General features: G+C 70.2%; 26 protein-coding genes. 10 read left to right on the forward strand and 16 right to left on the reverse strand.

The window, feature by feature from the left end; all coding sequences use genetic code 11:
- Positions 1-2: 2 nt before the first annotated feature.
- The 3 genes from ligA to CCN37_RS03625 form a co-directional block, all read right to left on the reverse strand.
- Complete coding sequence (ligA, locus tag CCN37_RS03615) at positions 3-2,099, reverse strand: NAD-dependent DNA ligase LigA (protein ID WP_086819190.1); 2,097 nt, start codon at positions 2,097-2,099, stop codon at positions 3-5.
- A gap of 15 nt (positions 2,100-2,114) precedes the next feature.
- A complete protein-coding gene (locus tag CCN37_RS03620) occupies positions 2,115-2,753 on the reverse strand; it encodes a hypothetical protein (RefSeq protein WP_086819191.1) in 639 nt (212 codons plus the stop codon).
- A 74-nt stretch (positions 2,754-2,827) separates the two neighbouring features.
- Positions 2,828-3,715, reverse strand: coding sequence for a LysR family transcriptional regulator (locus tag CCN37_RS03625; RefSeq protein ID WP_086819192.1), 888 nt, complete (start codon positions 3,713-3,715; stop codon positions 2,828-2,830).
- A 70-nt stretch (positions 3,716-3,785) separates the two neighbouring features.
- Here CCN37_RS03625 and CCN37_RS03630 point away from each other — a divergent pair, with 70 nt between their 5' ends.
- Positions 3,786-4,769 carry a YeiH family protein gene (locus CCN37_RS03630; RefSeq protein ID WP_371503586.1) on the forward strand — a complete coding sequence of 328 codons (984 nt, stop codon included), beginning with the start codon at positions 3,786-3,788 and terminating at the stop codon, positions 4,767-4,769.
- On the opposite strand, the gene CCN37_RS03635 is transcribed toward CCN37_RS03630, so the two are convergent.
- Positions 4,766-6,613: a glycoside hydrolase family 9 protein gene (locus CCN37_RS03635; protein WP_086819193.1), complete on the reverse strand. Its 1,848-nt coding sequence runs from the start codon at positions 6,611-6,613 to the stop codon at positions 4,766-4,768. The two genes, CCN37_RS03630 and CCN37_RS03635, sit on opposite strands and share 4 nt — an antisense overlap.
- A 114-nt stretch (positions 6,614-6,727) precedes the next feature.
- On the reverse strand, positions 6,728-7,741 hold the full coding sequence (locus CCN37_RS03640; protein WP_086819194.1) for a methionine synthase: 1,014 nt from the start codon (positions 7,739-7,741) through the stop codon (positions 6,728-6,730).
- A gap of 130 nt (positions 7,742-7,871) precedes the next feature.
- Here CCN37_RS03640 and CCN37_RS03645 point away from each other — a divergent pair, with 130 nt between their 5' ends.
- Complete coding sequence (locus tag CCN37_RS03645) at positions 7,872-8,804, forward strand: chitinase (RefSeq protein ID WP_246842798.1); 933 nt, start codon at positions 7,872-7,874, stop codon at positions 8,802-8,804.
- Positions 8,805-8,941: 137 nt separating this feature from the next.
- The gene (locus tag CCN37_RS03650; RefSeq protein WP_086819313.1) at positions 8,942-9,277 is read left to right on the forward strand and encodes a helix-turn-helix transcriptional regulator; all 336 of its coding nucleotides are present in this window, start codon (positions 8,942-8,944) and stop codon (positions 9,275-9,277) included.
- On the opposite strand, the gene CCN37_RS03655 is transcribed toward CCN37_RS03650, so the two are convergent.
- Positions 9,219-10,130, reverse strand: coding sequence for a LysR substrate-binding domain-containing protein (locus CCN37_RS03655; protein ID WP_086819195.1), 912 nt, complete (start codon positions 10,128-10,130; stop codon positions 9,219-9,221). The two genes, CCN37_RS03650 and CCN37_RS03655, sit on opposite strands and share 59 nt — an antisense overlap.
- Positions 10,131-10,199: 69 nt before the next feature.
- On the opposite strand from CCN37_RS03655, the gene CCN37_RS03660 reads away from it, so the two are divergent.
- A complete protein-coding gene (locus CCN37_RS03660) occupies positions 10,200-11,078 on the forward strand; it encodes a serine/threonine dehydratase (RefSeq protein WP_086819196.1) in 879 nt (292 codons plus the stop codon).
- A gap of 234 nt (positions 11,079-11,312) precedes the next feature.
- On the opposite strand, the gene mnmA is transcribed toward CCN37_RS03660, so the two are convergent.
- The 3 genes from mnmA to CCN37_RS03675 are packed head-to-tail and all read right to left on the reverse strand — an operon-like array spanning position 11,313 to position 14,441.
- Positions 11,313-12,413: a tRNA 2-thiouridine(34) synthase MnmA gene (gene mnmA / locus CCN37_RS03665; RefSeq protein ID WP_086819314.1), complete on the reverse strand. Its 1,101-nt coding sequence runs from the start codon at positions 12,411-12,413 to the stop codon at positions 11,313-11,315.
- A gap of 4 nt (positions 12,414-12,417) precedes the next feature.
- A complete protein-coding gene (locus CCN37_RS03670; RefSeq protein ID WP_086819197.1) occupies positions 12,418-13,590 on the reverse strand; it encodes a cysteine desulfurase family protein in 1,173 nt (390 codons plus the stop codon).
- A complete protein-coding gene (locus CCN37_RS03675) occupies positions 13,587-14,441 on the reverse strand; it encodes an NmrA/HSCARG family protein (protein ID WP_246842799.1) in 855 nt (284 codons plus the stop codon). The genes CCN37_RS03670 and CCN37_RS03675 overlap by 4 nt, the downstream gene beginning before the upstream one ends.
- 52 nt (positions 14,442-14,493) lie before the next feature.
- Between CCN37_RS03675 and CCN37_RS03680 the strand changes: the two genes are divergently transcribed.
- On the forward strand, positions 14,494-15,018 hold the full coding sequence (locus CCN37_RS03680) for a MarR family winged helix-turn-helix transcriptional regulator (protein WP_168200506.1): 525 nt from the start codon (positions 14,494-14,496) through the stop codon (positions 15,016-15,018).
- Here the strand turns inward: CCN37_RS03680 and CCN37_RS03685 are convergent.
- The 5 genes from CCN37_RS03685 to CCN37_RS39610 form a co-directional block, all read right to left on the reverse strand.
- Positions 15,013-16,395 carry an MFS transporter gene (locus CCN37_RS03685; RefSeq protein ID WP_246842800.1) on the reverse strand — a complete coding sequence of 461 codons (1,383 nt, stop codon included), beginning with the start codon at positions 16,393-16,395 and terminating at the stop codon, positions 15,013-15,015. The two genes, CCN37_RS03680 and CCN37_RS03685, sit on opposite strands and share 6 nt — an antisense overlap.
- A gap of 45 nt (positions 16,396-16,440) precedes the next feature.
- Positions 16,441-17,211, reverse strand: a complete 771-nt coding sequence (locus CCN37_RS03690) for a GNAT family N-acetyltransferase (protein ID WP_086819201.1) — start codon at positions 17,209-17,211, stop codon at positions 16,441-16,443.
- Between the two features lie 124 nt (positions 17,212-17,335).
- A complete protein-coding gene (locus CCN37_RS03695; protein WP_086819202.1) occupies positions 17,336-18,289 on the reverse strand; it encodes an electron transfer flavoprotein subunit alpha/FixB family protein in 954 nt (317 codons plus the stop codon).
- An 18-nt stretch (positions 18,290-18,307) separates the two neighbouring features.
- Positions 18,308-19,090 (reverse strand): electron transfer flavoprotein subunit beta/FixA family protein, encoded by a 783-nt coding sequence (locus CCN37_RS03700; RefSeq protein WP_086819203.1) that lies wholly within the window; start codon positions 19,088-19,090, stop codon positions 18,308-18,310.
- Positions 19,091-19,250: 160 nt separating this feature from the next.
- The gene (locus tag CCN37_RS39610) at positions 19,251-19,640 is read right to left on the reverse strand and encodes a VOC family protein (RefSeq protein ID WP_086819204.1); all 390 of its coding nucleotides are present in this window, start codon (positions 19,638-19,640) and stop codon (positions 19,251-19,253) included.
- 72 nt (positions 19,641-19,712) lie between these two features.
- Here CCN37_RS39610 and CCN37_RS03710 point away from each other — a divergent pair, with 72 nt between their 5' ends.
- From CCN37_RS03710 to CCN37_RS03720, 3 genes are read left to right on the forward strand one after another with little or no spacing between them, the layout of a single operon-like run.
- The gene (locus CCN37_RS03710; protein ID WP_086819205.1) at positions 19,713-20,555 is read left to right on the forward strand and encodes a DegV family protein; all 843 of its coding nucleotides are present in this window, start codon (positions 19,713-19,715) and stop codon (positions 20,553-20,555) included.
- 25 nt (positions 20,556-20,580) lie between these two features.
- Positions 20,581-21,333 carry a bifunctional 2-polyprenyl-6-hydroxyphenol methylase/3-demethylubiquinol 3-O-methyltransferase UbiG gene (locus CCN37_RS03715; RefSeq protein WP_086819206.1) on the forward strand — a complete coding sequence of 251 codons (753 nt, stop codon included), beginning with the start codon at positions 20,581-20,583 and terminating at the stop codon, positions 21,331-21,333.
- Entirely contained in the window at positions 21,330-22,823 is a 1,494-nt protein-coding gene (locus CCN37_RS03720; protein WP_086819207.1) for a glycoside hydrolase family 57 protein, read from the forward strand. Before CCN37_RS03715 ends, CCN37_RS03720 begins: the two co-directional genes overlap by 4 nt.
- On the opposite strand, the gene CCN37_RS03725 is transcribed toward CCN37_RS03720, so the two are convergent.
- Positions 22,820-23,011, reverse strand: coding sequence for a hypothetical protein (locus CCN37_RS03725; protein WP_086819208.1), 192 nt, complete (start codon positions 23,009-23,011; stop codon positions 22,820-22,822). The two genes, CCN37_RS03720 and CCN37_RS03725, sit on opposite strands and share 4 nt — an antisense overlap.
- A 124-nt stretch (positions 23,012-23,135) precedes the next feature.
- Here CCN37_RS03725 and CCN37_RS03730 point away from each other — a divergent pair, with 124 nt between their 5' ends.
- Both CCN37_RS03730 and CCN37_RS03735 read left to right on the forward strand, forming a co-directional pair.
- Positions 23,136-24,392, forward strand: a complete 1,257-nt coding sequence (locus CCN37_RS03730) for a glycosyltransferase family 4 protein (RefSeq protein ID WP_086819209.1) — start codon at positions 23,136-23,138, stop codon at positions 24,390-24,392.
- Between the two features lie 60 nt (positions 24,393-24,452).
- Positions 24,453-24,956, forward strand: a complete 504-nt coding sequence (locus tag CCN37_RS03735) for a hypothetical protein (protein ID WP_143261408.1) — start codon at positions 24,453-24,455, stop codon at positions 24,954-24,956.
- A gap of 127 nt (positions 24,957-25,083) precedes the next feature.
- Here the strand turns inward: CCN37_RS03735 and CCN37_RS03740 are convergent, their stop codons facing one another.
- Positions 25,084-25,521, reverse strand: coding sequence for an excalibur calcium-binding domain-containing protein (locus tag CCN37_RS03740; RefSeq protein WP_086819211.1), 438 nt, complete (start codon positions 25,519-25,521; stop codon positions 25,084-25,086).
- Positions 25,522-25,593: the final 72 nt, after the last annotated feature.

Raw genomic sequence — 25,593 nt, forward strand, 5'->3', positions numbered from 1 at the left:
GGTCAGGAGGGGGTGGGGTCGCTGAACTGGGCGATCTTGGTGGCGGATTCCGGGCCCTCGGTGAGGAGGGTGGTGAAGCCGGGCTCGTCCAGGACGGGGACCTTGAGCTGCAGCGCCCTGTCGTGCTTGGAGCCGGGGTTGTCGCCGACCACCACGAACGAGGTCTTCTTGGAGACCGCGCTCGCGGCCCGGCCACCGCGAACCATGATCGCTTCCTTGGCCTCGTCGCGGGAGTAGCCGGTCAGCGTGCCGGTGACCACGATCGACATGCCTTCGAGGGTCCTGGGCACGGACTCGTCGCGCTCGTCCTCCATGCGCACGCCCGCCGCGCGCCACTTGTCGACCAGTTCGCGGTGCCAGTCGACCTGGAACCACTCGTGGGCGGACTTGGCGATGCGCGGGCCGACACCGTCCACGGCGGCCAGCTTCTCCTCCTCGGCCGCCGCGATCGCCGAGAGCGAGCCGAACTCGCGGGCCAGCGCCTGCGCCGCGGTGGGGCCGACGTGCCGGATGGACAGCGCCACGATGACCTTCCACAGTGGACGGTCCTTGACGGTTTCCAGGTTCTCCAGCAGGTTCTCGCCGTTCTTGGACAGCACGCCCTTGTCGGTGCGGAACAGCTCGACCTGGAGCAGCGCATCGGCGGTGAGGTCGAAGACGTCGCCCTCGTCGGCGATCACCCCGGACTCCAGCAGCGCGGTCGCGGCCTTGTAGCCGAGCACCTCGATGTCGAACGCGCCGCGCCCCGCCAGGTGGAACAACCGCTCCCGCAGCTGAGCCGGGCAGCTGCGCTGGTTGGGGCAACGGATGTCGACGTCGCCCTCCTTCTGGTGCGCCAGCTCCGTCGCGCACTCCGGGCAGTGCGTCGGCATCACGAACTCGCGCTCGGAGCCGTCGCGCGCGTCCACGACCGGGCCGAGCACCTCCGGGATCACGTCGCCCGCCTTGCGGATCACCACGCGGTCGCCGATGAGCACGCCCTTGCGCCGGACCTCGTCGGCGTTGTGCAGCGTGGCCATGGCGACGGTGGACCCGGCGACCTTGACCGGCTCCATCACCGCGTACGGCGTGACCCGGCCGGTGCGACCGACGTTGACCCGGATGTCGATCAGCTCGGTGGTGGCCTCCTCCGGCGGGTACTTGAAGGCGATCGCCCAGCGCGGCGCGCGCGAGGTGCTGCCGAGCCTGCGCTGCAACGGCACCTCGTCGACCTTGATCACCACGCCGTCGATCTCGTGCTCGGCGTCGTGCCGGTGCTCGCCCCAGTGGTCGATGTGCGCGAGCAGTTCCTCCACTGTGGACAGCACCTTGGTGTGCCCGGACACGGGCAGGCCCCACGCCTTGAGCGCCGCGTAGGACTCCGACTGCCGCGCGGGTTCGAAGCCGCCGCGCTTGCCGAGGCCGTGCGAGATCATCCGCAGCGCCCTGCTCCCGGTGACGCGCGGGTCCTTCTGCCGCAACGATCCCGCCGCCGCGTTGCGCGGGTTGGCGAAGGGCGGTTTCTCGGCGGCGACCTGACCGGCGTTGAGCGCTTCGAAGTCCTCCAGGGTGAAGAACACCTCGCCGCGCACCTCGACCAGCTCGGGCACGGGGAACTCGTCAGTCCCGGTGAGCTGCGAAGGGATGTCGCGCAGCGTGCGCAGGTTGAGCGTCACGTCCTCGCCGGTGCGCCCGTCACCCCTGGTCAAGCCCCTGGTGAGGCGGCCGTTCTCGTACAGCAGGTTGACCGCGAGCCCGTCGATCTTCAGCTCGCACAGGTAGTGCGCGCCGGAACCGACCTCCTTCTCGACCCGCTCCACCCACGCGCGCACGTCGTCGTGGTCGAAGGCGTTGTCCAGGCTGAGCATCCGCTCCAGGTGGTCGACGGCCTTGAACTCGGTGACGAACTCCGTGCCGACGCGTTGGGTCGGCGAGTCCGGGGTGACCAGCGACGGGTGCTCGGCCTCGATCGCCTGCAACTCCTGGAACAACGCGTCGAACTCGCCGTCGGAGATCGTCGGCGTCTTGAAGTAGTACCGGAACTGGTGCTCGGAGATCTCCTGAGCGAGCACCGAGTGGCGCTCTCGCACGTCGTTCGGAACATCATCGGCGCTGGTCACACGTGCAGCGTAACCTCAGCCGCCCGCCATCCGGTCCAGCTCGCGCACGAGGTCGCGGAACTCCAGTAACCCGATCGAGTCATCCGGTTCGGTCTCCGCCGTCTCCACGCGGCCGAGCCGGTCCGCCGCGAGGCGCTCGCCCAGGGTGGCGTCCAGCGGCAGGAAGGTCATCGCGGCCTTGGCGGCGTCGTCCAGCTCGGACAGCCTCGGGTGGTAGACCTCCACGTCGACCACGCCCGCGTCCTCGTCGACCCGCGCGGAGACGCGGACCTGCCCGAGCGCGAGGCGGTGCGCGCCGAGGTTCACCGTCACCTGCGTCGGATCGGGCACGGCGGGCACGGCGTCGTGGTACTCCCACAGCGCGCTCGACGGCGGCGCTGCGGCCAACCACGCGTCGGTGTAGGGGCGCAGCGCGGGATCGCCCTGGGCGCTGACCACGAGCGCGTACACGGACTCGTGGCCGCGCTCGATGGTGAAGTGCAGGTCGGGGTGCAGCGCGGTGACGGTGTCGCACAGCAGCGGCTCGACCTTGCGCGGCTCACGCTCGCCGAGCGCGGAGCTGAGCACGGGCAGCAGCTCCTCCCACCGCTGCCAGAAGGCGGCGGCGAGCGCGGCGTGATCGGGTTCCTCGGCCCGGCGACGCAGGAACTTCACATGCACCCCATTCTTCGTCGCCGATCATGTTGCCCTGCCGGAGGTGGTTTCGTCACCTCGCTGTACTGAGCAGGTCACTGGGTGGAGCGAACCGCGACCGCGAGCAAGGTCGCCGCGTGGCCGCCCAGTGTGCGCCCGGACGGCCACACCGCGCGCAGCGAGCGACGGAGGTCGAGGCCGTCCACCGGGACCTCGACGAGCCTTCCGTCAGTGAGGTCGGACTGCACGGCGAGCACGCTCAGCACGGCGGGTCCCGCTCCGCTCATCACCGCGCTGCGCACGGCCGTGGTCGAGCCGAGTTCGAGCAGCGGCTGCACAGCGCCGATCGCGCGCTCCAACGTGTCCCGCGTGCCGGAGCCCGATTCGCGCACGACGAGCGGGGTCGCGGCCAGCTCGGCAGCACTCAGCGGACGCCGACGGCGGGCCCAGGCGTGGTGCGGCGCGACGACCACGGCGAGGCGGTCAGTGGCCACGCGGCGGGAGTTCAGGCCGGGCGGCACGGTCGGCGACTCGATGAAGCCGATCGCCACCTCGGCCTTGCGCACCAGGTCGGCGACCGTGCCGGAGTTCGTCACCTGGAGGCCCACGTACAGATCTGCCACCCCGCGCCGCAGCTCCGCGATCCAGCCGGGAGCGAGGTGTTCGGCGACGGTCATGCTCGCGGCGACGCGCAGCTCAGCGTCCTGTTCGCCGCGCAGTGCCTCGGCCCCGGCCAGCAGCACGTCCAGCTCGTCGAGCACGCGCCGCGCCCAGTCGCTGACCACGCGCCCGGCCGTGGTGAGGCTGGAGCCGCCGGGGCCGCGCTCGACAAGCTCCAGGCGCAGGCGTCGTTCCAAAGTGGACATTCGCTTGCTGGCCGAGGGCTGGCTGATCTCCAGGGCACGGGCCGCCCTTCCCAGGCTGCCCAGCTCGCCGACCAGGACGAGCAGCCGCAGTGACTCGACGTCCGGTGGCTGACTCATAGCCCAAGGGTATGACCTGTTGCTGATCTCTGGGGTACCGAAGGCTCCCGGGAGGAGGCAGGGTGGCACCGTGCCCGCTGTATCCCGCCACTCAGTTGTCCGAACCCACACACCCGGCCTGCTCGCCATCGCCCTCGCCGTCGTCCTCGCGCTGGCGGTGAACCGGCTGCTCCCGGCGGTGAGCCCGTTGACCGGCGCGGTGGTGCTCGGTGTCGTGGTCGGCAACCTCCCGGTGCTGCCGGAGTCGACGAGGTCGGGCCTCAAGTGGGCGACGCGGCGGTTCCTGCGCGCGGGCGTGGTCCTGCTCGGCGTGCAGCTGTCGGTGGCGCAGGTGCTCCAGCTCGGCGGCGGGATGCTGCTCGTGGTGCTGGTGACGGTCGTGGTGACGTTCTTCGGAACGGTGTTGCTCGGCCACCTGCTCGGTTTGCCGCGCGGGCTGACGTTGATGGTCAGCACGGGATTCTCGATCTGCGGCGCGTCCGCGGTCGCCGCCGTCGAGGGCATCGTGGAGCGCGAGGAGTCCGAGGTCGCCACCGCGATCGGGCTGGTCACGCTGTTCGGCAGCATCTCGATGCTGGTGCTGCCGCTGCTCTCCGGCGGCGTCGAGCTGGGCATGTGGGCGGGCGCGAGCGTGCACGAGGTCGCCCAGGTGGTCGCCGCGGCCTCCCCCGCCGGTGCCGCCGCCGTGGCCGCCGCGGTCGTGGTGAAGCTCAGCCGCGTGGTGCTGCTGGCCCCGCTCGCGGCCGGGCTGAGCATCGTGGAGCGGCGCAGGCGTCCCGCCGTGGAAGGCAAGCGCCCGCCGCTGATCCCGTTGTTCGTACTGGGTTTTCTCGCGATGGTGGCGTTGCGCAGCACGTCGGTGTTCCCCGAGGCGTGGGTGCCGACGACGAAGGACATCACCGGATTGTTGTTGGCTGGCGCGCTCTTCGGGCTCGGGACCGGTGTGCAGCTTCGATCCCTGGCCGGGACCGGCCCGAAGGCACTGGTCCTCGGCCTGGGATCGACGGTGCTGGTGACCGTGGTCGCCTACACCGGGGTGCTGCTCGTCGGTTAGCGCAGCGACGTCAACCCGAAGGTCAGCATCGCCGTCGAGGTGAAGTCGATCGCCGTCTCCGAGGTGGCCCACGACCTGGTGTCGTCCAGGAACTCCGAGCCCGCGCCGTCGAAGGCCTTCATGTCGCGCTGGCACGGCCGCATGTCACCGAACTCGCCGAGGTCGCCGAGCAGCCCGGCCTTGTTCGGACCGTTGATCACCGCGCCCACCAGCACCTTCTTGCCGCCGTTGAGATCGCCCTGGATGTTGGCGACCTGGTGGTGGACGCAGCGCGAGAAGTCACCCGCGCCGACGACGAGCGACACACCCCACGCGTTGGCGCCGAGCGCGAACCCGCGCTGCCGCGTGCCGAACGCCTCGAACGCGCGGTCGCCGGTGAGCGAGCGGTAGAGCTGCGCGGTGGAGGCGAACCCGAAGCTGCGCGGCGCCGCGTCGAAGCTGGTGACGCTGGCCGCCGTGCGGAACGGGCTCTTCGCCGCACTGTCCACACCGGACTGGAGCTGCTTCTTCAAGTGCTCGGTCAGATCCCGCTCAGTGACCTCGGCCTTGCGCACAGAACCGTTGCGCAGCAAGCGAACCAGGGACGCGTGAGCCAGCGCGCTGGTGTTGTACAGGTTGAGCGTGTCGGTCTCGCCGCTGTCGATGTAGCGCTTGGCCCACTTCGTCGCGGCCGTCGCCCACTCGCCGGCGCGCGGGTCCTTGAGCGCACGCCCGGCCGCCGCGAGTTCGGCCGCGCCCAGCTCCATGTCGTCCATCCAGGAGCTCTCCGGGTAGAACGCCCTCGGCAGCGCGGTCACCAGCTTCTCCGGGTCGACGTTCTCCGTCTGCGCGTTCGCCAGGATCGAGGCCGCCTCGTCGAGGTACTTCTTGGCCAGCAAGGGGTTCTGGCGCGCGTTGTACTGCGCTCCGAGCGCGAACGACGCCGCGACCCGGCCCGCGAGGTTGGGGCTGATCGGCGCGGTGATCCGGAACACCGGGCGGTGCTTGACGTAGTACTTCTCGTCGCCCGGCTTGACGTTCAGCGCGTCGTCGTCCTGGGGCAGCCGCCACACGTCGTGGTCGCCCTTGAAGCCGAGGTCCTCGTTGCCCGGCCCGATGCCGACCTGGATGTAGAGGGTCTTGCTCGCGGAGTCCCACGCCTTGTCGAGCCACCTCAGCCCGTGGTTGATCTCCGCGTTGAGCCCCGCGTGCGGCTTCTTCAGCTCGCGCTGGAGGTATTGCAGGCTCGCCAGCGAGTACGAGGTGGCGTGGGTGAACTTGAGGAAGTCGCCCGCGTCGAACCAGCCGCCTTCTACGTCCACCGGCCCGCCGACCGGCTTGAGCACGGTGGTCGGCCGGTTCTGGTCGTCGAACTCCGGCGTCTCGTAGACCGTCGCCTTGCGGTCGGCGAGGTGCGAGGGCTTGCGGTCGAAGGCGCCGGGGACGACGTCCGCGCCGTCGCGCTGCGTCTGGAAGAACTCCACCGTCTTGTCGATCCACGGCCGGAACACGTCCTCGGCCGAGCCGATCGAGAACTCCGGCGAGGTGACCCCGGCGACGCGCACGCGGTAGCGACCCGGCTTGTCGACGGCGGAGAGGTCCAGCGGCCGCACGGAGGTGAAGCGCTGGTTCCAGCCGCCCAGGCTCGCGCCCGCCTTCCCCCGCAGTACCGAGGAACCCTTCTGGTTGAGCACCTCGAAGGAGGCGTTCCCGGTGGCGCCGCTGAGGAAGTAGGCGGTCTTGCTCTCGCCGACGGCGTAGCCGATCCCGTCGACCCGCACGTGCCCGTCCGAGGGGGCGGCGATCGCTGGGCTGGCGGTGACGACGAGCGCGGTGGCGACGGCTATGACGTGGGCACGACGCACAGACCCTCCGTTCCGGGGCTGGCGGCGGGAGCCCAATAGTTAAGAATGTTGCCTATTGGGCGCCAATCCTCCCCCCGGCTTCCGTCTCGCGTCAATGCGTGTCGAGAGCCGAATTCACCAGCTCTCCGGCGGCTCCACGAACGCCTTGGCCACGTCGTTGACCAGCGCGAGCGCGCGGCGAGCCCACTGCGGCGTCGCCCCGGCCAGACCGCAGGCGGGCGTCGGCACGGCCAGCTCGCTCAGGCGGGCGCGGTCGAATCCCAGGCGGTCGGCGAGGGTGAAGGCGGGCGTCGCGGCCTCGCGCAGCGACATCGGCTTGCCGGGGTCGACGCCCGGGACCACGCCGAGCCACAGCGGAAGGCCCTCCTGCCAGGCTTCGCCCAGCTCGTCCAGCAGCTCCTTGCCGCTCAACAGAGCCACATCCAGCGCGATCGCACTCGCACCGGCCCGCCGCAGCAACGACACCGGCGGCCGTTCGGCGCAGCAGTGCACCACCACCGGAGCGCCAACGGAAGTGATCACGTTGCGCAGCAAGGCTTCCGCCTCCGGCGCGTGCACCGTCGCCACGGTGCCGTAACCCGAGGGCGTCGGCAGCGAACCCGCGAGCACGGCGGGCAGCACGGGCTCGTCGAGCTGGACGATCACCTTGGCACCAGTGCGCGCGGCGACCTCGGCGACGTGCCGGGCAAGGCCCTCCGCCAGCGACTCACCGAACTCGCGCAGCGCGCCGTGGTCGGTCATCACCCGGTGCCCGCGCTGGAGCTCGATCATCGAGGCCAGCGTCCACGGCCCGGCGACCTGGACCTTGAACAGCTCGGGCCGCACGCCGTCGAGCACTTCCTCCATCGCGTCCATGTCGCCGCGCAGCTGGTCGACGCAGCGCCGGTGGTCGCGCCCGGGCCGGGCGGTCACCCGGTAGCCGGAGGGCACGACCTCCACCGCCAGGTCCACCAACAGCCCGGCGGTGCGGCCGATCAGGTCCGCGCCGACGCCGCGCGCGGGCAGCTCCGGCAGGTGCGGCAGCAGGGGCAGCTCACCGGCGATGACGCGGGCGGCCTCGACCGGGTCGACGCCGGGCATGGAACCGATTCCGGTCGCTGTTCCGGCTGGCAGGAGCGGTGTTGTCACCCGCTCTGCCTATCACCCCGGCACGTTCGGCCGATACGGAGGTTGTGGTCTAGACCTATTGACGAAGTGGTCCAGGCCACTTACGGTCGAGGAGCCCGGCCGCCGCCAGCACCCGTTGGGAGGCGTTGTCGTGGTCAGAACCCTGCTCGCCGTGATCATCGCGATGGCTGCGCTGGTGCAGCCAGCTTCCGCGCAAGCAGCTCCCATCCGGTACGCGCCCTACATCGACATCACGATGGAGCGGCCGACGCTGCCCGAGGTGGCGCGGGCGACCGGCGTCAAGCACTTCACCCTCGCCTTCGCGCTCGGCAGCCACGCGGGCTGCGATCCCAAGTGGGGCGGCACGATCGACCTCACCGAACCGCGCGTCATCAACCAGATCCGCGAGCTGAAGGCCATGGGCGGTGACGTCGTCATCGCGACCGGCGGCGCGCTCGGCCCGTACCTGGAACACGTCTGTGGCACGGCTTCCGCTCTGGCCGACGCCTACCGCAAGATCCTCGACGCGACCGGCGCGACGCACATCGACGTGGACGTCGAGGCCGCGATCCCCGCCGACACCGTCAACCAGGCGCTCGCCACGATCCAGCGCGAACGCGGCACCTCCGTCGGCTACACGCTGCGCGTGCAGGGCCAGGACTACGGCGTCGACCCGTTCTCCTTGCAGATCCTGCAAAGCGCCGCGCGCCACAACGTCGACGTGCTGGTCAACCCGATGCTGATGAACTTCGGCTACACCGGTGACTGGGGTGACGCGATGATCTCCGCGTCACAGGCCGTGCTGCGGCAGATGAAGACCGTGTGGCCCGGCAAGTCCGACGCGCAGCTGCGCGCCAAGCTCGGCGTGACACCGATGATCGGCCGCAACGACACCGGCATGACCACCACCCAGGCCCACGCTCGCAAACTCCTCGACTGGGCCCGGTCGAACTCCATCGGCTTCATCGGCTTCTGGTCGATCGGCCGCGACAACGGCTCCTGCGCCGGCGGCGGGGTTTCCCCGACGTGCAGCGGGATCGCCCAGTCGCAGTGGGAGTTCACGACCATCTTCAAGGGGTTCTGAGACTGGGGGCCGCCCTCGTGACGCGCCCCGTGGCGGGGGCGGCCCTCGACCACCTTTCCGTGCGCATTCCTGCGAATGCATGCAGGTACGCACATGGCTAAGCTGCTGCGGTGCAGACCGGCGACCCGGACTTCCTGATGCCAGCCGACCACGACGTCCGAGCGGCGACCGAGGCGTTCCGCCTCCTGGCTGACCCGACCAGGATCAAGATCCTCTGGGCGCTGTACCAGGGCGAGTCCTCCGTCGCCGGGCTCGCCGACCTCGTCGGGACGACCCCGACCGCGGTGAGCCAGCACCTGGCCAAGCTCCGCCTCGCCCGGCTGGTGCGGGGCAGGCGCGAGGGCACCTTCGTCTACTACTCCGCGCACGACCAGAACATCCGCAGGCTGCTCGCCGAGGCGCTCGCCGATCGGGTCAGCGCGGCCAGCGAACGGATTCCGCCACCGTTCGCAGTAGCTCCACAACCTCGCTGACCAGGGCTGACGGCCGCCGTCGGAGCACCGCGTACACCCGCCGCACGGGTCGCGCGTCAGTCAGCACCCTGGCCACCACGCGCGTGGTGTCGGCCTCCGCGAACACGCTCGCGGGCAGCAGCGCCATGCCGAGGCCCGCCCGCAGCAGGGCCAGCGTGACCTCGTAGTTGTGCGTCTCGAAGGCGACCTTCACGTCGATACCGCCGCGCCGCGCCAAGCGTTCCAGCGTGATCAGGTCCGCGATGCCGGGACCGCCGCAGATCCACTCCTGCCCGCCGAGGTCGGCGAGGGCGACGCGCTCGGCCCTTGCCAGCGGGTGCGCGGCGGGCATGGCGATCAGCAGCGGATCGTCCAGCAGCCGCAACCGTTGCAGCCCATCGGCTTTCGGCAGCACCACGCCCGGGTAGCGGTGGGTGATCAGCAGGTCCAGCTCGCGCGAGGCCACCAGCCCGTAGCCCGACGGCGGTTCGAGGTCGACCAGCGACAGCTGCACTCCGGGGTGCCTGCTCCGGAACTCGCCGAGCGCGCCCGGGACCAGGAGCTGGCCCGCCGTGGGGAAGGCGCCGATCGACAGCCGCTCCGGCTCCTCGCCGAGCAGCGCGCGCACCGCCTCGTCGGCCGCCCGCAGTTCGCCGAGCACGCGTTCCCCGTGCTCCACGAGGACTCGACCGGCCGCCGTGAGCTTCACGCCGCCGGGGCCCCGGTCGAGCAGCCGGGCGCCGACCTCGCGTTCGAGCTTGCTCAGCTGCTGGGACAACGCGGACGGCGTGAAGGCCATTCGTGTTGCGGCGGCGGCAATCGATCCGGCGTGCGCGACCTCCACGAGCACCCGCAGTCGCCCCGGGTCGACCATTAGCGCTCCTTAACTCGGCTCAGGAGACTTAACTTTCCGAGAGGGTGCCCGTGGCCGCAAGCTGAGGTCATGGTCTCCCCCGCCGCCGCGCGCATCGCCCCGTACATCAGGCGCACTCCGTTGCTGCGCTTGACGATCGACGGTCGCCCGCTCGTGCTGAAGCTGGAGCACTTGCAGCTCACCGGCTCCTTCAAGCTGCGCGGAGCCACCAACGCGCTGCTCTCCGGCCCACGCCCTGACCTCGCCGTCACCGCCTCCGGCGGCAACCACGGCATGGGCGTTGCCACTGCGGCACAACACCTCGACATCCCCGCTCGCGTGCACGTCCCCGCCAACGCGCCCGAATCGAAGCTCCGCCGCATCCGCGCTCTCGGTGCCGAAGTGGTCCCGCACGCGGGCGGCTACGCCGAGGCCCTGGCCACCGCGCTCGAAGAGGGTGAGAAACCCGGCGTGCGGTTCGTGCACGCCTACGACGACCCCGACGTCATCGCGGGCCAGAGCACCGTCGGCGAGGAGATCGTCGAGGACGCCCCCGACGTGGACGCCGTCGCCGTCGCGGTGGGCGGAGGCGGCTTGGTCACCGGCATCGCCTCAGCGATCGGCACCCGAACCGTGGTCGCCGTCGAACCCGCCACCTGCTGCTGCTTCAACGCCGCCGTCCAGGCGGGCCACCCCGTCGACTCCACAGTGGACTCAATCGCCGCGTCAGCCCTGGGCGCCGTCCGCGTAGGAAGCTTGGCTCACTCCGCACTGCACGAGCGCGCAGTCTCACTCCTCGTGACAGACGAGGAAATCCTCGCCGCCCGCGACCGCCTCTGGGAGGAAGCCCGCCTGGCCGTGGAGCCCGCCGCCGCAGTCCCCTTCGCAGCGTGGCTCTCCGGCGCGGTCCCCGGACTCCTCCCCTGCGTAGTCCTCTGCGGAGCCAACACCGATTGGTCCCCCACCTAAACCCCCCGTGCCCCCACAGAACACGACCCGACCCTCATCGTCCCCCAGGCACGCCAAATCCCGTTTCGTACTCCCAATCCCGCTATGACTACGAAACGGGAATCCCTAGACCACTCCGGCTCGCGATGAGGCGAGCGGGACGGCGGAGTTTTTCGCGTTTTGGCTACTTGTTGCGATTTGTGAACGTTCAACTTCACAACAAGTAGCCAAAACGCGAGGACGGCGGGCGCGGGGTCACGGAGTGCGGGGCGCGGTGGCGGTGATGGTGGCGGCGCCGAGGACGAGGTCGCCGGAGGGGGAGGGCGCGTAGAGGACGACGGTCTGGCCGGGGGCCACGCCGCGCAGGGGTTCGCGGAGGCTGAGCGCCAGGGAGTCGCCGGACACCTCGGCCAGCGCGGGCGCGAGGCCGCCGTGCGCGCGGACCTGCACGACGCACTCGGTCGGCTCGGTCAGCGGGCGCCCGGAGGGCCACGTCACGCGCGAGCCGGTGATCGCAGCGACCTCAAGGCGCTCTGCGGAACCAACGCGCACCGTGCCCGAAACGGGTTCCAGCGCGAGCACATAACGGGGGCGGCCGTCCGCAGCGGGCGTGTCGATGCCGAGGCCGTGCCGCTGGCCGATGGTGAAGCCGTGCACTCCGGCGTGCTCGCCGAGCACCGCGCCGGTGGCGTCGTCGACGAGCTGGCCGGGCCGCTCCCCGATCTTGGAGCGCAGGAATCCTCGCGTGTCACCGTCGGGGATGAAGCAGATGTCGTGGCTGTCGGGCTTCTCCGCGACGGACAGCCCGCGCTCGGCGGCCTCCTCGCGCACCGCGGGCTTGGTCGAGCCGCCGAGCGGGAACATCGAGTGCCGCAGCTGCTCCTCGGTCAGCGTGGCCAGCACGTAGGACTGGTCCTTGTCGCCGTCCGCGCTGCGCCGCAGCTCCGGCGCTCCGTCCACAGTGGACAGCCGAGCGTAGTGGCCGGTGCAGACCGCGTCGAAGCCCAGCGCGATCGCCTTGTCCAGCAGCGCGGCGAACTTGATCTTCTCGTTGCAGCGCATGCACGGGTTGGGGGTGCGCCCCGCCGAGTACTCCGCGACGAAGTCGTCGACGACCTCCTCGGTGAAGCGCTCCGCGAGGTCCCACACGTAGAACGGGATGCCGAGCACGTCGGCGGCGCGGCGCGCGTCGTGGGAGTCCTCGATCGTGCAGCAGCCGCGCGAGCCGGTGCGCAGCGTGCCCGGTTTGGCCGAGAGCGCCAGGTGCACGCCGGTCACGTCGTGGCCGTCGGCCACCGCACGCGCCGCCGCGACCGCGGAGTCCACTCCGCCGCTCATCGCCGCCAGTACTCGCATCACTTCACGCCCTCACACCGATCTTGCGCCGCCCGGCGCCTCGCAGCTGCTGCACCGCCGGACCGATCACGGCCACCACAGCGGCAACGTCGGCGGCGGTCGAGGTATGCCCGAGGGAGAACCTCAGCGATCCCCGCGCCGCCGCCCGGTCGGCTCCCATGGCCAGCAGCACGTGGCTCGGCTGCGCGACGCCCGCCGTGCACGCGGAGCCGGTCGAGCACTCGATTCCCTTGCTGTCCAACAACATCAGCAGGCTGTCGCCTTCACATCCCGGGAACGTGAAGTGCGCCGTCCCTGGCAGCACGTCCACCGGATCGCCGTTGAGCACCGCGTCGGGCACTGCCGCCAACACTCCGCGCACGAGCTCCGACCGCAGCTCGTGCAGCCGAGCCGCTTCCTCCAGCTGCGACGCCACAACGTGTCGCACCGCTGTCGCCAGCCCGACGATCCCCGCGAGCCCGAGCGTCCCTGAACGCACGTCGCGCTCCTGGCCGCCGCCGTGCTGCACGGGGGTGCACGCGGTGTCGCGCCGCAGCAGCAGCGCGCCGAAGCCAACAGGGCCACCGAGCTTGTGCCCGGTCAGCACCAACGCGTTCGCGCCACTAGCCGCGAAGTCCACCGGCACCATCCCGACCGCCTGCACGGCGTCGGTGTGCAACGGAACATCACGCGCGAGAGCCAGCTCACGGATCGGATTGACCGTGCCAACCTCGTTGTTCGCCCACATAACGCTGGCCAGCGCGACGGACTCCGGATCGCGGTCGATCGCTTCGGCCAGCGCCTCCGGCTGTACGCGGCCAACGGAGTCCACGGGGACCGTCTCGACCACGGCGCCCTGGTGCTCGGCGAGCCAGTCCGCGCTGTCGAGCACGGCGTGGTGCTCCACCGCCGAAACCAGTACGCGGACGCGGCGCGGGTCAGCGGCGCGACGGGCCCAGAAGATGCCTTTAAGCGCGAGGTTGTCGCCCTCGGTGCCGCCGCCGGTGAAAATCACTTCGGAGGGGTGAGCACCGACCGACGCCGCAAGAGACTCGCGGGCTTCCTCGACCACTCGGCGCGCGCGACGGCCCGAGGTGTGCAGCGACGAGGCGTTGCCCACGACGGGCAACGCCTCGGTCATCGCCGCCACGGCCTCAGGCAGCATCGGCGTGGTCGCCGCGTGATCCAGGTAAGTCATGTCCTGACCAGGGTAGCTCCAAGCCACTGGTCGAACGTGCGCCAGCCGACCTCGGGGTACTCCGCCCGGAGCGCCGCAGTGTCAACATCGAGCCCCACGGTGTCGAAGTACTCGAACATCGCCGCGAGGTCATCGCCGTACCCCTGAGCCTGCACCCGCTCGAAAGCAACAGGGCGGCCGAGCACAGCGGCGAACGACGCAGCCTGCTCTGCGGGTGTGCACTGGTCACCGGCGATGTCGATGCGGACACCGGCGAACCGCTCCGGCTGAGCCAGTGCGAGCGCGGCCATGCCCGCGATGTCGGCGGCACAGACCAGGGCGATGGAGCGGTCAGCGGACAACGGCAGCACCAATCGTCCCTCGCGCAGCAACGACGCGGCCCAGCCGGTGGCGTAGTTGTCCATGAACTTGGCAGGACCAAGCACTGTCCACGCGAGGCCCGCGCGTGCCAGATAGCGCTCGATTTCCCACTTGCTGTCGAAGTGCGGCACACCGGTCCTACGGTCAGCGTGCGCGACAGAGCTGAACACGACGTGCTGGACCTCAGCACGAACCGCGGCGTCGATCGCGGCGATGCCCTGCTGGATCTCGGTAGCGGCATCGGTGCCGAACGGGGTGCTCATCAGGAACATCGCCCGACTGCCGCTCAACGCCGCAGCGAGCGAGACAGGGTCGTCGAAGTCGGCGCGAACGACCTCTGCACCACGGTCGCGCAGTGCTCGCGCGGCGGTCGAAGTCGGGTCACGGGTGAGGGCGCGGACGGCCTGACCACGGTCCAGGAGGAGCGTGGCGAGGGCTCCGCCCTGGACGCCGGTGGCACCCGTCACGGCGATCGGCGAAGACATTTTCATGCAAAAAGATTGCGCTCGAAAACTTAGCGGTGTCAAGCGTATGCTGGGTCACGTGAGCGGAGCCGACCAGAGCTGGCCGAAGATCGACGTGCCCGGCAACCACCCCGAGGTGCTGTCCGCGTGGCTGCACGCCCAGCAGGCGGTGGAGGCCGTCCAGGCGGCGATGACCGCGCGGATGGAGGCGGCGGGCGACTGCACGCTGGTGGAGCACCAGGCGCTCTTCCGGCTGGCGAACGCGCCGGAGCGGCGGATGTCGATGCTGCGCCTCGCCGACGCGCTCGCGACGAGCCCGAGCGGGGCCACGAGGCTGGTCGAGCGGCTGGTCCGCCGGGGCTGGGCCACCAGGGAGCAGCCGCCGGACAACCGCAGGCAGACCGACGCCGTGATCACCGACGCCGGCCTGCTGGCGCTCACCGAGCGGACCCGCCCGGCCTACCACCGGGCGCTGACCGACTGCTTCGGCGGCATGCTCACCGAGCGCGACCTCGCCGACCTCCGCAGGATCGGCCGCAAGCTGCTGGAAGGACACGAGCGCTTCGACGAACGCCGGTTCGCCGACGTGCGCTTCGAGCTATGACTTCGTGACGTTGCGGCTGATCAAGGCCGCTCCGAGCAGCGCGAACCCGGCCATCACGAGATCGAGCGGGATCACCGCCGCGGTCGGCTGCGAGGCAGAGGCGATCGCCCCGACGAGCACTCCGCCGAGCCCGATCAGCGCGGCCGAGCCGAACATGTCGCACACCTGCGCGGCGGCCCCGTTGAAGCCGCGGTCGCCCGGTGTGGACAGCGCGAGCACGCGCACCGCGATGTTCGGCATGGCCGTCCCCATGCCGAACCCGGCAATCGCCCACAGCGGGTAGATCAGCCACGCGGGCCCCCACGCGGGAGCGATCAGCACAGCCCCGGCCAGCGCCACCGCGAGCAGCAGGAAGCCACGGCGGATCATGACCTCGCTCTGCACGTCGCGCTGCCGTGCCTGCCACGCCGCGGCGGCGGACCAGCCCAACGAGCCCACGGTCAGCGGAACGCCCGCGAGCGTCGGCGAGTACCCGTGCACGTTCGACAGCACCAGCGGGATGTAGGCCTGCACGGCGAAGAACGAGCCGGAAAGCAGACCGCGCGAGAGCACGACGACAGGTAGTCCGGACTTGCCACGCAGCGTTCCGGGCGGCAGCAGTCGCCGAAGCGACGGTGCGAGCAGCACCAGACCACCGAGGCCGAGGAAGAGCGACGAGAGCTGCGGGTGCTCCGCCGCCCACGTGAGCGCGGAAAGACCGACAGCTGCGCACACGGCGGCCAGCGGCAGCCCCTTGCGCGGCGCGTCCGGCTGCTCAGGGACCGCGTCGGGACGCGCGCGCAGCGTCTTCACCACGGGGATCAGCAGCAACCAGCCGATGAGGACCAGCGGCGCCAACCCGAGGAACACCACGCGCCACGACAGCAGCTCGGTCGCGAGGCCCGCGAGGCCAGGACCGACCAGCGACGGCACCACCCACGCGGCGGACAGCGCGCCGAACGCCGCGGGCCGGTCGCGCTCCGGGTAGACCAGCGCGACCATCACGTACAGCGCCACGATCTGCGCACCGGCACCCGCGCCCTGGAGCACGCGGCCGACGAGCAGCACCCACATGTTGTCCGCGACACCGGCCACCACGAGCCCGGCGAAGAACAGTCCCGGCGCCACGACCAACGACGGCACGGGGCCGAGGCGGTCGCAGACGCGGCCGGAGAGCACGGTGCCGATCACGCTCGCCGCGAGGAACGAGGTGAACGGCCACGAGTAGAGGTCCTGGCCGCCCAGCTCCGCGACGAGCGTGGGCAACGCGGTGCCGACGCTCATCGCTTCGAAGGCGGCCAGGGTGACGAGCAGGATCAGGGCCAGGGTCGGGACACGGCGGTCAGGGGCCCAGAGGGCGCTTCCGCTCTCAGCGGCAGGGGTGGTGGATGAGGGCACGAGGAACAGCCTGCACCCTCCACCGCACTGGAGGTCCAGTCCTTTTCAGCCGCCCAAGAAGAACCGCGTGTAGCGCTGATCCATCCGACTCATCGACAGCAGCACGTAGAAGTCCGCGACACCGAAGTCCGCGTCGTGCGCGGGCGGCCCGCACACCCACGCGCCGATCCGCAGGTACGCGCGCAACAACGGCGGGATCTCCGCCTTACGAGCGCACACAGCGGCCGAAGCGTCCCACGGCGTCAACGGGCGCACGCGGTACTCCTCGGGCGCGTAGTGCTTGTTCCGCACGCGATCCCACACAGCGGCCGCCGAAGCACCACCGTCCGCGAGCGGCACCGAAGCGCACCCAGCGAGCCATTCGTGCCCTGTAAGCAACATGTAGCGCGCGAGGCCCGCCCACACCAGACCGATCACCGCGCCAGAACGGTGATCCGGATGCACGCAGGAACGTCCTGTCTCCACGAGGGACGCACGCAACGGAGACAGCGCGCTGAGGTCGAACTCGGTCTCGGAGTAACAGCGCGCCGAACGCCCTGCGGGCAGGACGCGGTAGGTACCGACTATCTGTCCGGTGCTGTCGTCGCGGACGAGGAGGTGGTCGCAGATCTCGTCGAAGGGGTCTGAGTCGATGCTCGACCCCGCAAGCGGGTCTTCGGTGTCGAGGGGACCGGGCAGATTCGCACCCATCTCTTCGGCGAAGACCTGGTGCCGCAACCGCTGCGCGGCCACCACGTCATCACCGTCCCTCGCCACCAGGAGCGAGTACGTGGACCTGTGCTCTTGCGTGCTGAGCAGCACGCTGGGCTGCGCCATACGCAGGGTGTACCGATCGCGTCCGGACCCACGGATACGGCCACGCGGAGCCGGGATGACAGTCCGGTGAACGACTCGTGGGGAGCCCCGGACGGACCGGAACTCCCCACGAATTGGCTAAACGTCAGCCCTTGCGCTTGGCGACCTCGTCGGTCAGCTGCGGCGCGACCTTGAACAGGTCACCCACGACGCCGAAGTCGGAGATCTCGAAGATCGGCGCCTCGGCGTCCTTGTTCACCGCGACGATGGTCTTCGAGGTCTGCATGCCCGCCCGGTGCTGGATCGCGCCGGAGATGCCCAGCGCGATGTACAGCTGCGGCGAGACGGTCTTGCCGGTCTGCCCGACCTGGAACTGGTGCGGGTAGTAGCCGGAGTCGACCGCGGCTCGGGACGCGCCGACGGCACCGCCGAGCGCGTCGGCGAGCTTCTCCACGACCTCGAAGCTCTCCGCGCTGCCGACGCCGCGGCCACCGGAGACGACCACGGAGGCCTCGGCCAGCTCGGGGCGGTCGCCACCGACGACCGGCTCACGGCTGACGATCTTGGCGGGCGCGCTGGCGGAGGGGACCTCGACGGTCTCCTCGGTCGCGGCACCGTCGACCTGCTCGGCCTCGACGGCGCCGGGGCGCACGCTGATCACCGGGACACCGGCGGTGGACTGCGACTTCACCGTGAACGCGCCACCGAAGATGGACTGCGTGACGGAGCCGTCGGCGGCCACGTCGACGGCGTCGGTGAGCAGACCGGAGTCGATCCGCACGGCGAGCCGCCCGGCGACCTCCTTGCCCTCCAGCGTCGCCGAGACGAGCACGGCCGCGGGCGAGGCGGAGGCGACCAGCGACGCCAGCACCCCCACCTTCGGCGTGACCAGCTCGTCGGCGGCGGTGTCGGACTCGGCCACGTAGACCTTGGCCGCGCCGTGCTGGGCCAGCGACTCCTTCAGCTTGGCCGCGGTGCCGGGAGCGCCGACCACGACGGCCGAGGGCTCACCGATGCGGCGTGCGGCCGCGAGCAGCTCGAAGCTGACCTTCTTGATCTCGCCGTCGACGTGGTCGACGAGAACGAGTACCTCGGACATGTTCTCCTCGCTTCCGGGTCAGACGAGCTTCTGGGCGATCAGGTACTCGGCGATCTTCACGCCGCCGTCACCCTCGTCGGTGACCCGCTCGCCGCCGGAGCGCGGCGGCTTCGGGGCGGCCTCGACGACCTTGGACAGGGCGTTGGCGATGCCGACCTCGCTCGCGTCGATACCGGCGTCAGCCAGCGTGAGCTTGGCGATCGGCTTCTTCTTCGCGGCCATGATGCCCTTGAAGGACGGGTACTTCGGCTCGCAGATCTTCTCGGTCACGCTGACCACGGCGGGCAGCGCGGCCTGGACGGTGGCCTTGCCCTCGTCGGTCTCGCGCTCGATGGTGACGGTGCCGCCGTCGACGGTGACCTTGCTGGCGTGGGTCAGCTGGGCGAGCCCGAGCAGCTCCGCGAGCATGGCCGGGATCGCGCCGGTGCGGCCGTCGGTGGCCTCGTTGCCCGCGATGACCAGGTCCACGGAGTCGAGCGTGCCGATCACCTTGGCCAGCGCCTTGGCGGTCTGCACCGCGCACGACCCGCGCAGCGCCTCGTCGGAGAGGTGCACGGCCTTGTCGGCCTCCATCGACAGCGCCTTGCGGATCGCGTCGGTGGAGCGCTCCGGGCCCATGCAGACGGCGGTGATCTCGCCGCCGAGCTCCTGCTTCAGCCGCAGGGCCTCGGTGAGCGCGCGCTCGTTGATCTCGTCGAGGATCGCGTCAGCGGCCTCGCGGTCCAGGGTGTGGTCTCCGTCGGTGAGCTTGCGCTCGGACCAGGTGTCTGGCACCTGCTTGACCAGGACGACGATGTTCATAGGTCCCCTTCGACCTCCTGACAACTCGCGGCGGGCGCGTCTGTGACGGGAATTGCTGCTGACCCTGCCATGCCGTTGCACGCACGGCACTTGTGGCCTTGCTTACGCACAGGTTACCCGTCAGTAATGTCCGAGCCACGCGCACCCCGCGTGACGGTTCTCACCCCGAAGCGCGCTCCTGGGCGCTGCGCTCGACGCAGAACTCGTTGCCCTCGGGATCGGTCATCGTCACCCAGCCCGCGCCGTCCGGCCGCCGCTGGTCGTCGAAGACCTTCGCGCCGATGCCGACCAGCCACTCCACCTGCTCGTCCCGCGTGCGCCGCCGCGGCTGAAGATCCAGGTGCAGCCGGTTCTTGGCCGACTTGCCCTCGGGAACGCGGATGAACAGCAGGCCCGGCCCCTCGCTCGATTCGAGCAGCACCTCGGGGTCCCCCGGCTCGTCGCCCTCGCCCATCGGCCAACCGGTCACGCGACCCCAGAACTCGGCCAAGCCGTACGGGTCCGCGCAATCGATGGTGATGTGCCTGATCAGCACCAGTGCTTCGCTCATGTGTGATGAGTAGCACGGCTCTCCGACACCCACCCCCTCATTTCGCGCCAAATCGGAGTTAGCCTCACGTTCATGAATCGGCGAGTGGCCGTGGTGACCGACTCCACCGCTTCGCTTCCCCCGGAGCTGGCGAGGCGCCTGGGCATCACGGTGGTGCAACTGCAGCTCCAGGTCGGCGAGACCGCCACCGACGAGGCACGTGTGCCCACGGCGGACCTGGTCTCCGCGATGCGCGCGCGGAAGCAGGTCGCGACCGCCCCGCCACCGGCCGCCGCGTTCTTCTGGACCTATCAGAACGCCGTGGCGGCAGGAGTGGAGGCGGTGGTGTCCATCCACCTGTCCACCGAGCTGTCCCAAACCTGCGCCACCGCGCGCGAGGCCGCAGGGCACACGCGAGTGCCGGTGCACGTCATCGACTCGCGGGCGTGCGGGATGGTCGTGGGCTTCGCGGCGATCGCGGCCGCCGAGGCGGCGATGGCGGGCGCGAGTCCGCGCGAAGTGCTGAACATCGTCAACCACAGGCTCGGCGGCGCCAGCTCGCTCATCTACGTGGACACATTGGAGTTCCTGCGCCGTGGTGGCCGCATCGGCGCCGCACGGGCACTGATCGGCTCAGCGCTGTCCATCAAGCCACTGCTCGCGCTCAACGAGGGCCGCATCGAGCCCCTTGAGCGCGTGCGCGGAACCGAACGCGCGATCTCCCGCCTGGCCGCTCTCGCCGCACTGCACACGTCAGGTCGGCCCGTTGACGTGGCAGTCGAGCACTTCGCTTCGCGCGAGCGCGCAGAGGAGCTGATCGAGCGTCTGCGCGACGAGATCCCTCTAGGACACGAGTTCTTGCTCTCGGAGACGAGCGCGATCATCGGGGCGCACACCGGCCCTGGAGCACTCGGCGTCAGCATCTCTCCCTGCTGACACTACTGGCCGGTAGTGTGCGTGCGTGACGCGTGAGCTTGAGCCCCTGCCGCTGACCGGCGAACGCACTGTTCCAGGCGTACTCGAAGAGAATTATTGGTTCAGACGGCACGAGATCGCGTACCTCGCCCTCTTGGAGCATTGCGCGGGCGCGCGCGTTCTGGAGGCGGGCTGCGGCGAGGGTTACGGCGCGCGCGTCATCGCCGACGTGGCTGATCGCGTCGTCGCGCTGGACTACGACGAGCTGACCTCCAGGCACGTGGCGAAGGCGTATCCCGAGGTCGTCGCGCTGCGGGGCAACCTGGCCAGCCTTCCGCTCGCTTCGTCCACAGTGGACGTGGTGGTCAACTTCCAGGTCATCGAGCACCTGTGGGACCAGCCCGGCTTCCTGCGCGAGTGCCTGCGCGTGCTCCGCCCGGGCGGCCGACTGCTGATCAGCACGCCGAACCGGATCACATTCTCCCCTGGTCGCGACACACCCCTGAATCCCTTTCACACCAGGGAGCTCGCGCCGTCCGAGCTGGACTCGCTGCTCACCGAGGCGGGCTTCGTGACGGAGCGGCTGCTCGGCCTGCACCACGGTCCGCGCCTGCGTTCGCTGGAGACGGCTTATGCGGGCTCGATCATCGACGCACAGGTGCGCGTGGTGCTCGGCGACGGCGTGTGGCCACCGGATCTGTTGCGAGACATCGGTTCCATCACCGCGTCGGACTTCGTACTGAGCGACGATGACCTCGATGCGAGCCTCGACCTCGTCGCCGTGGCGGTGCGCCCGTGAAGCTCGGATCGTTCAGCTTCGTCCTGCACAGCCACCTGCCGTGGTTGGCACACCACGGTTCCTGGCCGGTCGGCGAGGAGTGGCTGCACCAGGCGTGGGCGCACTCGTACCTGCCGATCGTGGACATGCTGCGTCGTTTCGGCGAGGAAGGGCGCAGCGACGTCCTCACGCTCGGCGTGACCCCGGTCCTGGCCGCACAACTCGACGACCCGTACTGCTTGCGGGAATTCCACCTGTGGCTCGGAAACTGGCAACTGCGCGCGCAGCTCGCCGCGGGTCAGTGGCGCACCGCGGACCCGCTACTGCGCTCCTTGGCCGCCGACGAGCACCAGCGCGCTGCCAAGGCCATTGAGGAGTTCGAGTCGCGGTGGCGCCACGGCTTCTCTCCGGTGCTGCGTCCGCTTGTCGACAACGGCGTGATCGAACTGATCGGTGGCCCCGCGACGCATCCGTTCCAGCCGTTGCTCGACCCGCGCATTCGAGCCTTCGCGTTACGCACGGGCTTGGCGGACACCAATCTCCGACTCGGTCACACGCCCGAAGGCATTTGGGCTCCTGAATGCGGCTACGAGCCGGGCATGGAAGACGGTTACGCCGCAGCGGGTGTGAAGCGATTCCTGGTCGATGGACCGGCTCTGCACGGCGACACCGCTTTCGGCCGCACAGTGGGTTCTTCTGATGTCGTGTGCTTCGGCCGCGACCTCGAAGTCACTTATCGCGTGTGGTCACCGAAGGCCGGTTACCCCGGAGACGCGGCTTATAAGGACTTCCACACCTACGACCATCCTTCTGGTCTGAAGCCGTCGCGGGTGACTGGCAAGCAGGTCTCTCCAGAGGACAAGAAACCGTACGACCCCGCGTTGGCGGCACAGACCGTCCAGAAGCACGCGGAAGACTTCATCGATGTCGTAGTGCGACGTCTGAAGTCACTGCGCGACCAGCACGGCAAACCAGCGCACGTCGTGGCCGCGTACGACACCGAGCTTTACGGCCACTGGTGGCATGAGGGACCTGCGTGGCTTGAGGCCGTTTTACGGGGTATGCCGGAGGCCGGTGTGCACGTGACGACTTTGCGCGGCGCCACGGAGGCGGGGCTCGTCAGCGGTCCGGTGGACCTGCCCGCGTCTTCCTGGGGTTCTGGAAAGGACTGGCGCGTCTGGGACGGCGAGAAGGTGGCCGACCTCGTGTCCTCCGGCGCTGAACTCCAGAAGAAGCTCCTGGCGACCGTCGCGCCTGGAACCACCCGCAGCGCTGCTCAGGACCAGCTCGTACGTGAAGCGCTGCTCGCGTTGTCGAGCGACTGGGCCTTCATGGTCACCAAGGACTCCGCAGCCGACTACGCACGCCATCGCGCGCACGTGCACACCGAGCGCTTCGACGAGCTCGCGCGGCTCATCGGCTACGGAGACGCACTGAAGGCCGAAGAGTTGGCCGCCCGCCTACGACAGCAGGACGGCCTCTTCGGCCATCTCGATGCCAGAACGCTCTAGGAGTCCGAAGCTGGCACGATCATGGACGATTCCGGACGCACGAAACCGGGCTCGATCTTCGCGCGGTGGCCTTCGAGGTCGGGGTTGCTGGGCTTCAGCTCACCACGGGTCTTCTTGGCCTTCCGGTCGAGAAACGCGGCGACGAGCAGACCCACGACGACAATCCCGAGCAGAACGTAGAACCACATGGCGGCGGCCTCCCAGTAGTGGTGTTACGCGGACGGTACCTCCGTGCGCTGGGTCGACGCACATTAGAGAACCGCATGCGCCACCGCGCGGGAGCGCCGCGCCGACCTGTCAGGATGTCTGAACATGCGCGTACTGATGTTGTCCTGGGAATACCCGCCCGTGGTGGTTGGTGGGCTGGGCAGACACGTCCACGCGCTGGCAAGGCAGCTCGCCGCGCAGGGCCACGAGGTGGTCGTGCTGTGCCGCCAGCCCTTCGGCACCGACGCGGAGACCCATCCCACCTCTGACCAGGTCGCTGACGGTGTGCGCCTGATCAGGGTGGCCGAGGACCCGCCGCACCTGAGCTTCGAGCAGGACCTGGTCGCGTGGACCCTGGGCATCGGGCACGCCATGACGAGGGCGGGCCTGCGCCTGCTCGCGCAGTGGCGGCCGGAGGTCGTGCACGCGCACGACTGGCTCGTCACGCACGCGGCGGTGACGCTGGCCGAGGTCGCGGGAGCGCCGCTGATCGCCACGGTGCACGCGACCGAGGCCGGCCGCTACAACGGCTGGCTCTCCCAGCCGCTCAACCAGCAGATCCATTCCGTGGAGTGGTGGCTGGCCACAAGCGCGGACTCGGTGATCACCTGCTCCGCCGCGATGCGCGACGAGGCCGCGGCGCTGTTCGACATCGACCCGGACGCGGTCACCGTGCTGCACAACGGGATCGAGCCGAGGAGCTGGCGCGTCCGGCCCTCCGACATCGAGGCGGCGAAGCGGCGCTTCTCCCCCGACGGCGCCCCGTTCCTGCTGTTCTTCGGGCGGCTGGAGTGGGAGAAGGGCGTGCACGACCTGCTCGCCGCGCTGCCCAGGATCAGGCGCAGCCACCCGGGCACGCGCGCGGTGATCGCGGGCAAGGGGACCGGGTCGGACTGGCTCGTCGAGCAGGCGCGCAAGCACCGCGTGCTGCGCTCGGTGGAGTTCGTCGGCCACCTCTCCGACCGGGACCTCGCCGCGTCCCTGGCCGCCGCTGACGCGGTGGTGCTGCCCAGCCGGTACGAGCCCTTCGGCATCGTCGCTCTGGAGGCCGCGGCTGCCGGGGCTCCGCTCGTCGCGTCGACTGCTGGGGGCTTGGGTGAGGTTGTACTCGATGGTGTGACCGGATTGTCGTTCCCGCCCGGTGATGTCGACGTTCTGGCCGCCGCTGTGCGAGCCGTGCTCGACGATCCGGCTGCCGCGCGGCGGCGGGCCAAGGCCGCGAAGGCCCGGTTGAGCAGCGATTTCGATTGGGCGAAGATCGCTTCTGGGACCGCTGACGTGTACGCGGCCGCTCGCAGGGGACCCGAGAAGGAGCTGGGTCGGCCGAAAATCGCTTCAGGTAACGCTTTCGGGCGACACTGAGGTCCGGGCTCCGGCTTCGGTGGCGCTGGGGGCGTCGGCGGTGTGCCTACCGTCGACGGCATGGCTATTTCACTGGATTACCAAGGCGACGTGCACACCGGTGACTGCACCTTCGCGGTCCGCGCCAGGATCGGCGACGGCGAGCACGTCGCGATCGAACTGTCCGGAACCGACCTCGACGGCGACTCCGTCGCCACGGGCGAGCTGGTGCTCCCCGCGCACGGGCTCGCCCCCTGCGGGCAGCTGCTGTCCGAGGTGATGGAGGCGTTGTCCCGCCTGCACGATCCGCGCAAGAACCGAAAACGCGGCGCGCGGACGGCGACCAACGCCAACGCCCCGTGGTCCACCGAGCAGGACGCACGGCTGCGGGAGCACTGGCTGGCCGACGGCGTGGACCCGACCGCGGGCACCGTGGTGATCGGCGAGCTGTCCGAGCTCTTCGGCCGCTCCCGCTCGTCCATCCGCGCCCGCCTCGTGAAGGTCGGCTGCGACCCGGACGTCCCGGGCCGCCGCCTGTCCTCCACCCCCGCCGCGTCCACTGTGGACAGTGGCGTCGGCACCTAACCCACGAACCCGGAGAAGTGCGCTCGCGACGCAGACCGGTCGTTCCTGACCGCGTCACGGCCGACCGATGAGCGCGCGCTGATCGCAGCCTGTCCACTGTGGACGGTCACGTGCGGGTGCGTGCCGTTCACTCGCAGACGATGCCGTCCGAGTCGGCGTCGCGGTACCAGCCGTACTCGACGTCGATCCCCTTGCGGTACGGGCCGTAGCCCTTGGACTTGGCCTCCTTGCAGGTCCCGAACCGCGGATCGGTGCCCGGCTGCGGGGCGGGCTTCGGCTTGGTGGTGGTGACGACCTTGGGCTTGGTGGTCGCCGGCTTCGGCGCCGGCGGTGCGGGCGGAGCAGGGGGCGCCGGCGGTGCGGGCGGCACCGTCGTCGTGATCTCCGTGGTGGTGGTCGTGGTCGTCGGAACCGTTGTGCTCGGCACCGTCGTGAACAGCGCGGAGGTCGTGGTGGTCGTCGGCGCCGGGCCCGCGCTCGGCGCGGCACCGCAGGCGCCGAGGGCCAGTGCGAGCGGCAGCAACAGGAAGGTGGTGCGTATGGCACCGGGTTCGGAAGTGCGCATGACGTGCTCCGACGACTCGTCCCCGACGTGGCACCGCCATCGGCCGATGACGGAGGAGGCGACGGTATGTCC

This window comes from Allokutzneria sp. NRRL B-24872, from assembly GCF_002155965.1.
Taxonomy (GTDB): domain Bacteria; phylum Actinomycetota; class Actinomycetes; order Mycobacteriales; family Pseudonocardiaceae; genus Allokutzneria.

What these genes read in the sequence shown, in the direction of transcription:
- CCN37_RS03740 (WP_086819211.1), bottom strand. Translation starts at nt 25,521, where the DNA reads ATGCGCACTTCCGAACCCGGTGCCATACGCACCACCTTCCTGTTGCTG.
- CCN37_RS03730 (WP_086819209.1), top strand. Translation starts at nt 23,136, where the DNA reads ATGCGCGTACTGATGTTGTCCTGGGAATACCCGCCCGTGGTGGTTGGT.
- CCN37_RS03650 (WP_086819313.1), top strand. Translation starts at nt 8,942, where the DNA reads ATGCCAGCCGACCACGACGTCCGAGCGGCGACCGAGGCGTTCCGCCTC.
- CCN37_RS03700 (WP_086819203.1), bottom strand. Translation starts at nt 19,090, where the DNA reads ATGAACATCGTCGTCCTGGTCAAGCAGGTGCCAGACACCTGGTCCGAG.
- CCN37_RS39610 (WP_086819204.1), bottom strand. Translation starts at nt 19,640, where the DNA reads ATGAGCGAAGCACTGGTGCTGATCAGGCACATCACCATCGATTGCGCG.
- CCN37_RS03625 (WP_086819192.1), bottom strand. Translation starts at nt 3,715, where the DNA reads ATGAGTCAGCCACCGGACGTCGAGTCACTGCGGCTGCTCGTCCTGGTC.
- CCN37_RS03670 (WP_086819197.1), bottom strand. Translation starts at nt 13,590, where the DNA reads ATGACTTACCTGGATCACGCGGCGACCACGCCGATGCTGCCTGAGGCC.
- CCN37_RS03735 (WP_143261408.1), top strand. Translation starts at nt 24,453, where the DNA reads ATGGCTATTTCACTGGATTACCAAGGCGACGTGCACACCGGTGACTGC.
- CCN37_RS03655 (WP_086819195.1), bottom strand. Translation starts at nt 10,130, where the DNA reads ATGGTCGACCCGGGGCGACTGCGGGTGCTCGTGGAGGTCGCGCACGCC.
- CCN37_RS03725 (WP_086819208.1), bottom strand. Translation starts at nt 23,011, where the DNA reads ATGTGGTTCTACGTTCTGCTCGGGATTGTCGTCGTGGGTCTGCTCGTC.
- CCN37_RS03710 (WP_086819205.1), top strand. Translation starts at nt 19,713, where the DNA reads ATGAATCGGCGAGTGGCCGTGGTGACCGACTCCACCGCTTCGCTTCCC.
- CCN37_RS03660 (WP_086819196.1), top strand. Translation starts at nt 10,200, where the DNA reads ATGGTCTCCCCCGCCGCCGCGCGCATCGCCCCGTACATCAGGCGCACT.
- CCN37_RS03675 (WP_246842799.1), bottom strand. Translation starts at nt 14,441, where the DNA reads ATGAAAATGTCTTCGCCGATCGCCGTGACGGGTGCCACCGGCGTCCAG.
- mnmA (WP_086819314.1), bottom strand. Translation starts at nt 12,413, where the DNA reads ATGCGAGTACTGGCGGCGATGAGCGGCGGAGTGGACTCCGCGGTCGCG.
- CCN37_RS03695 (WP_086819202.1), bottom strand. Translation starts at nt 18,289, where the DNA reads ATGTCCGAGGTACTCGTTCTCGTCGACCACGTCGACGGCGAGATCAAG.
- CCN37_RS03690 (WP_086819201.1), bottom strand. Translation starts at nt 17,211, where the DNA reads ATGGCGCAGCCCAGCGTGCTGCTCAGCACGCAAGAGCACAGGTCCACG.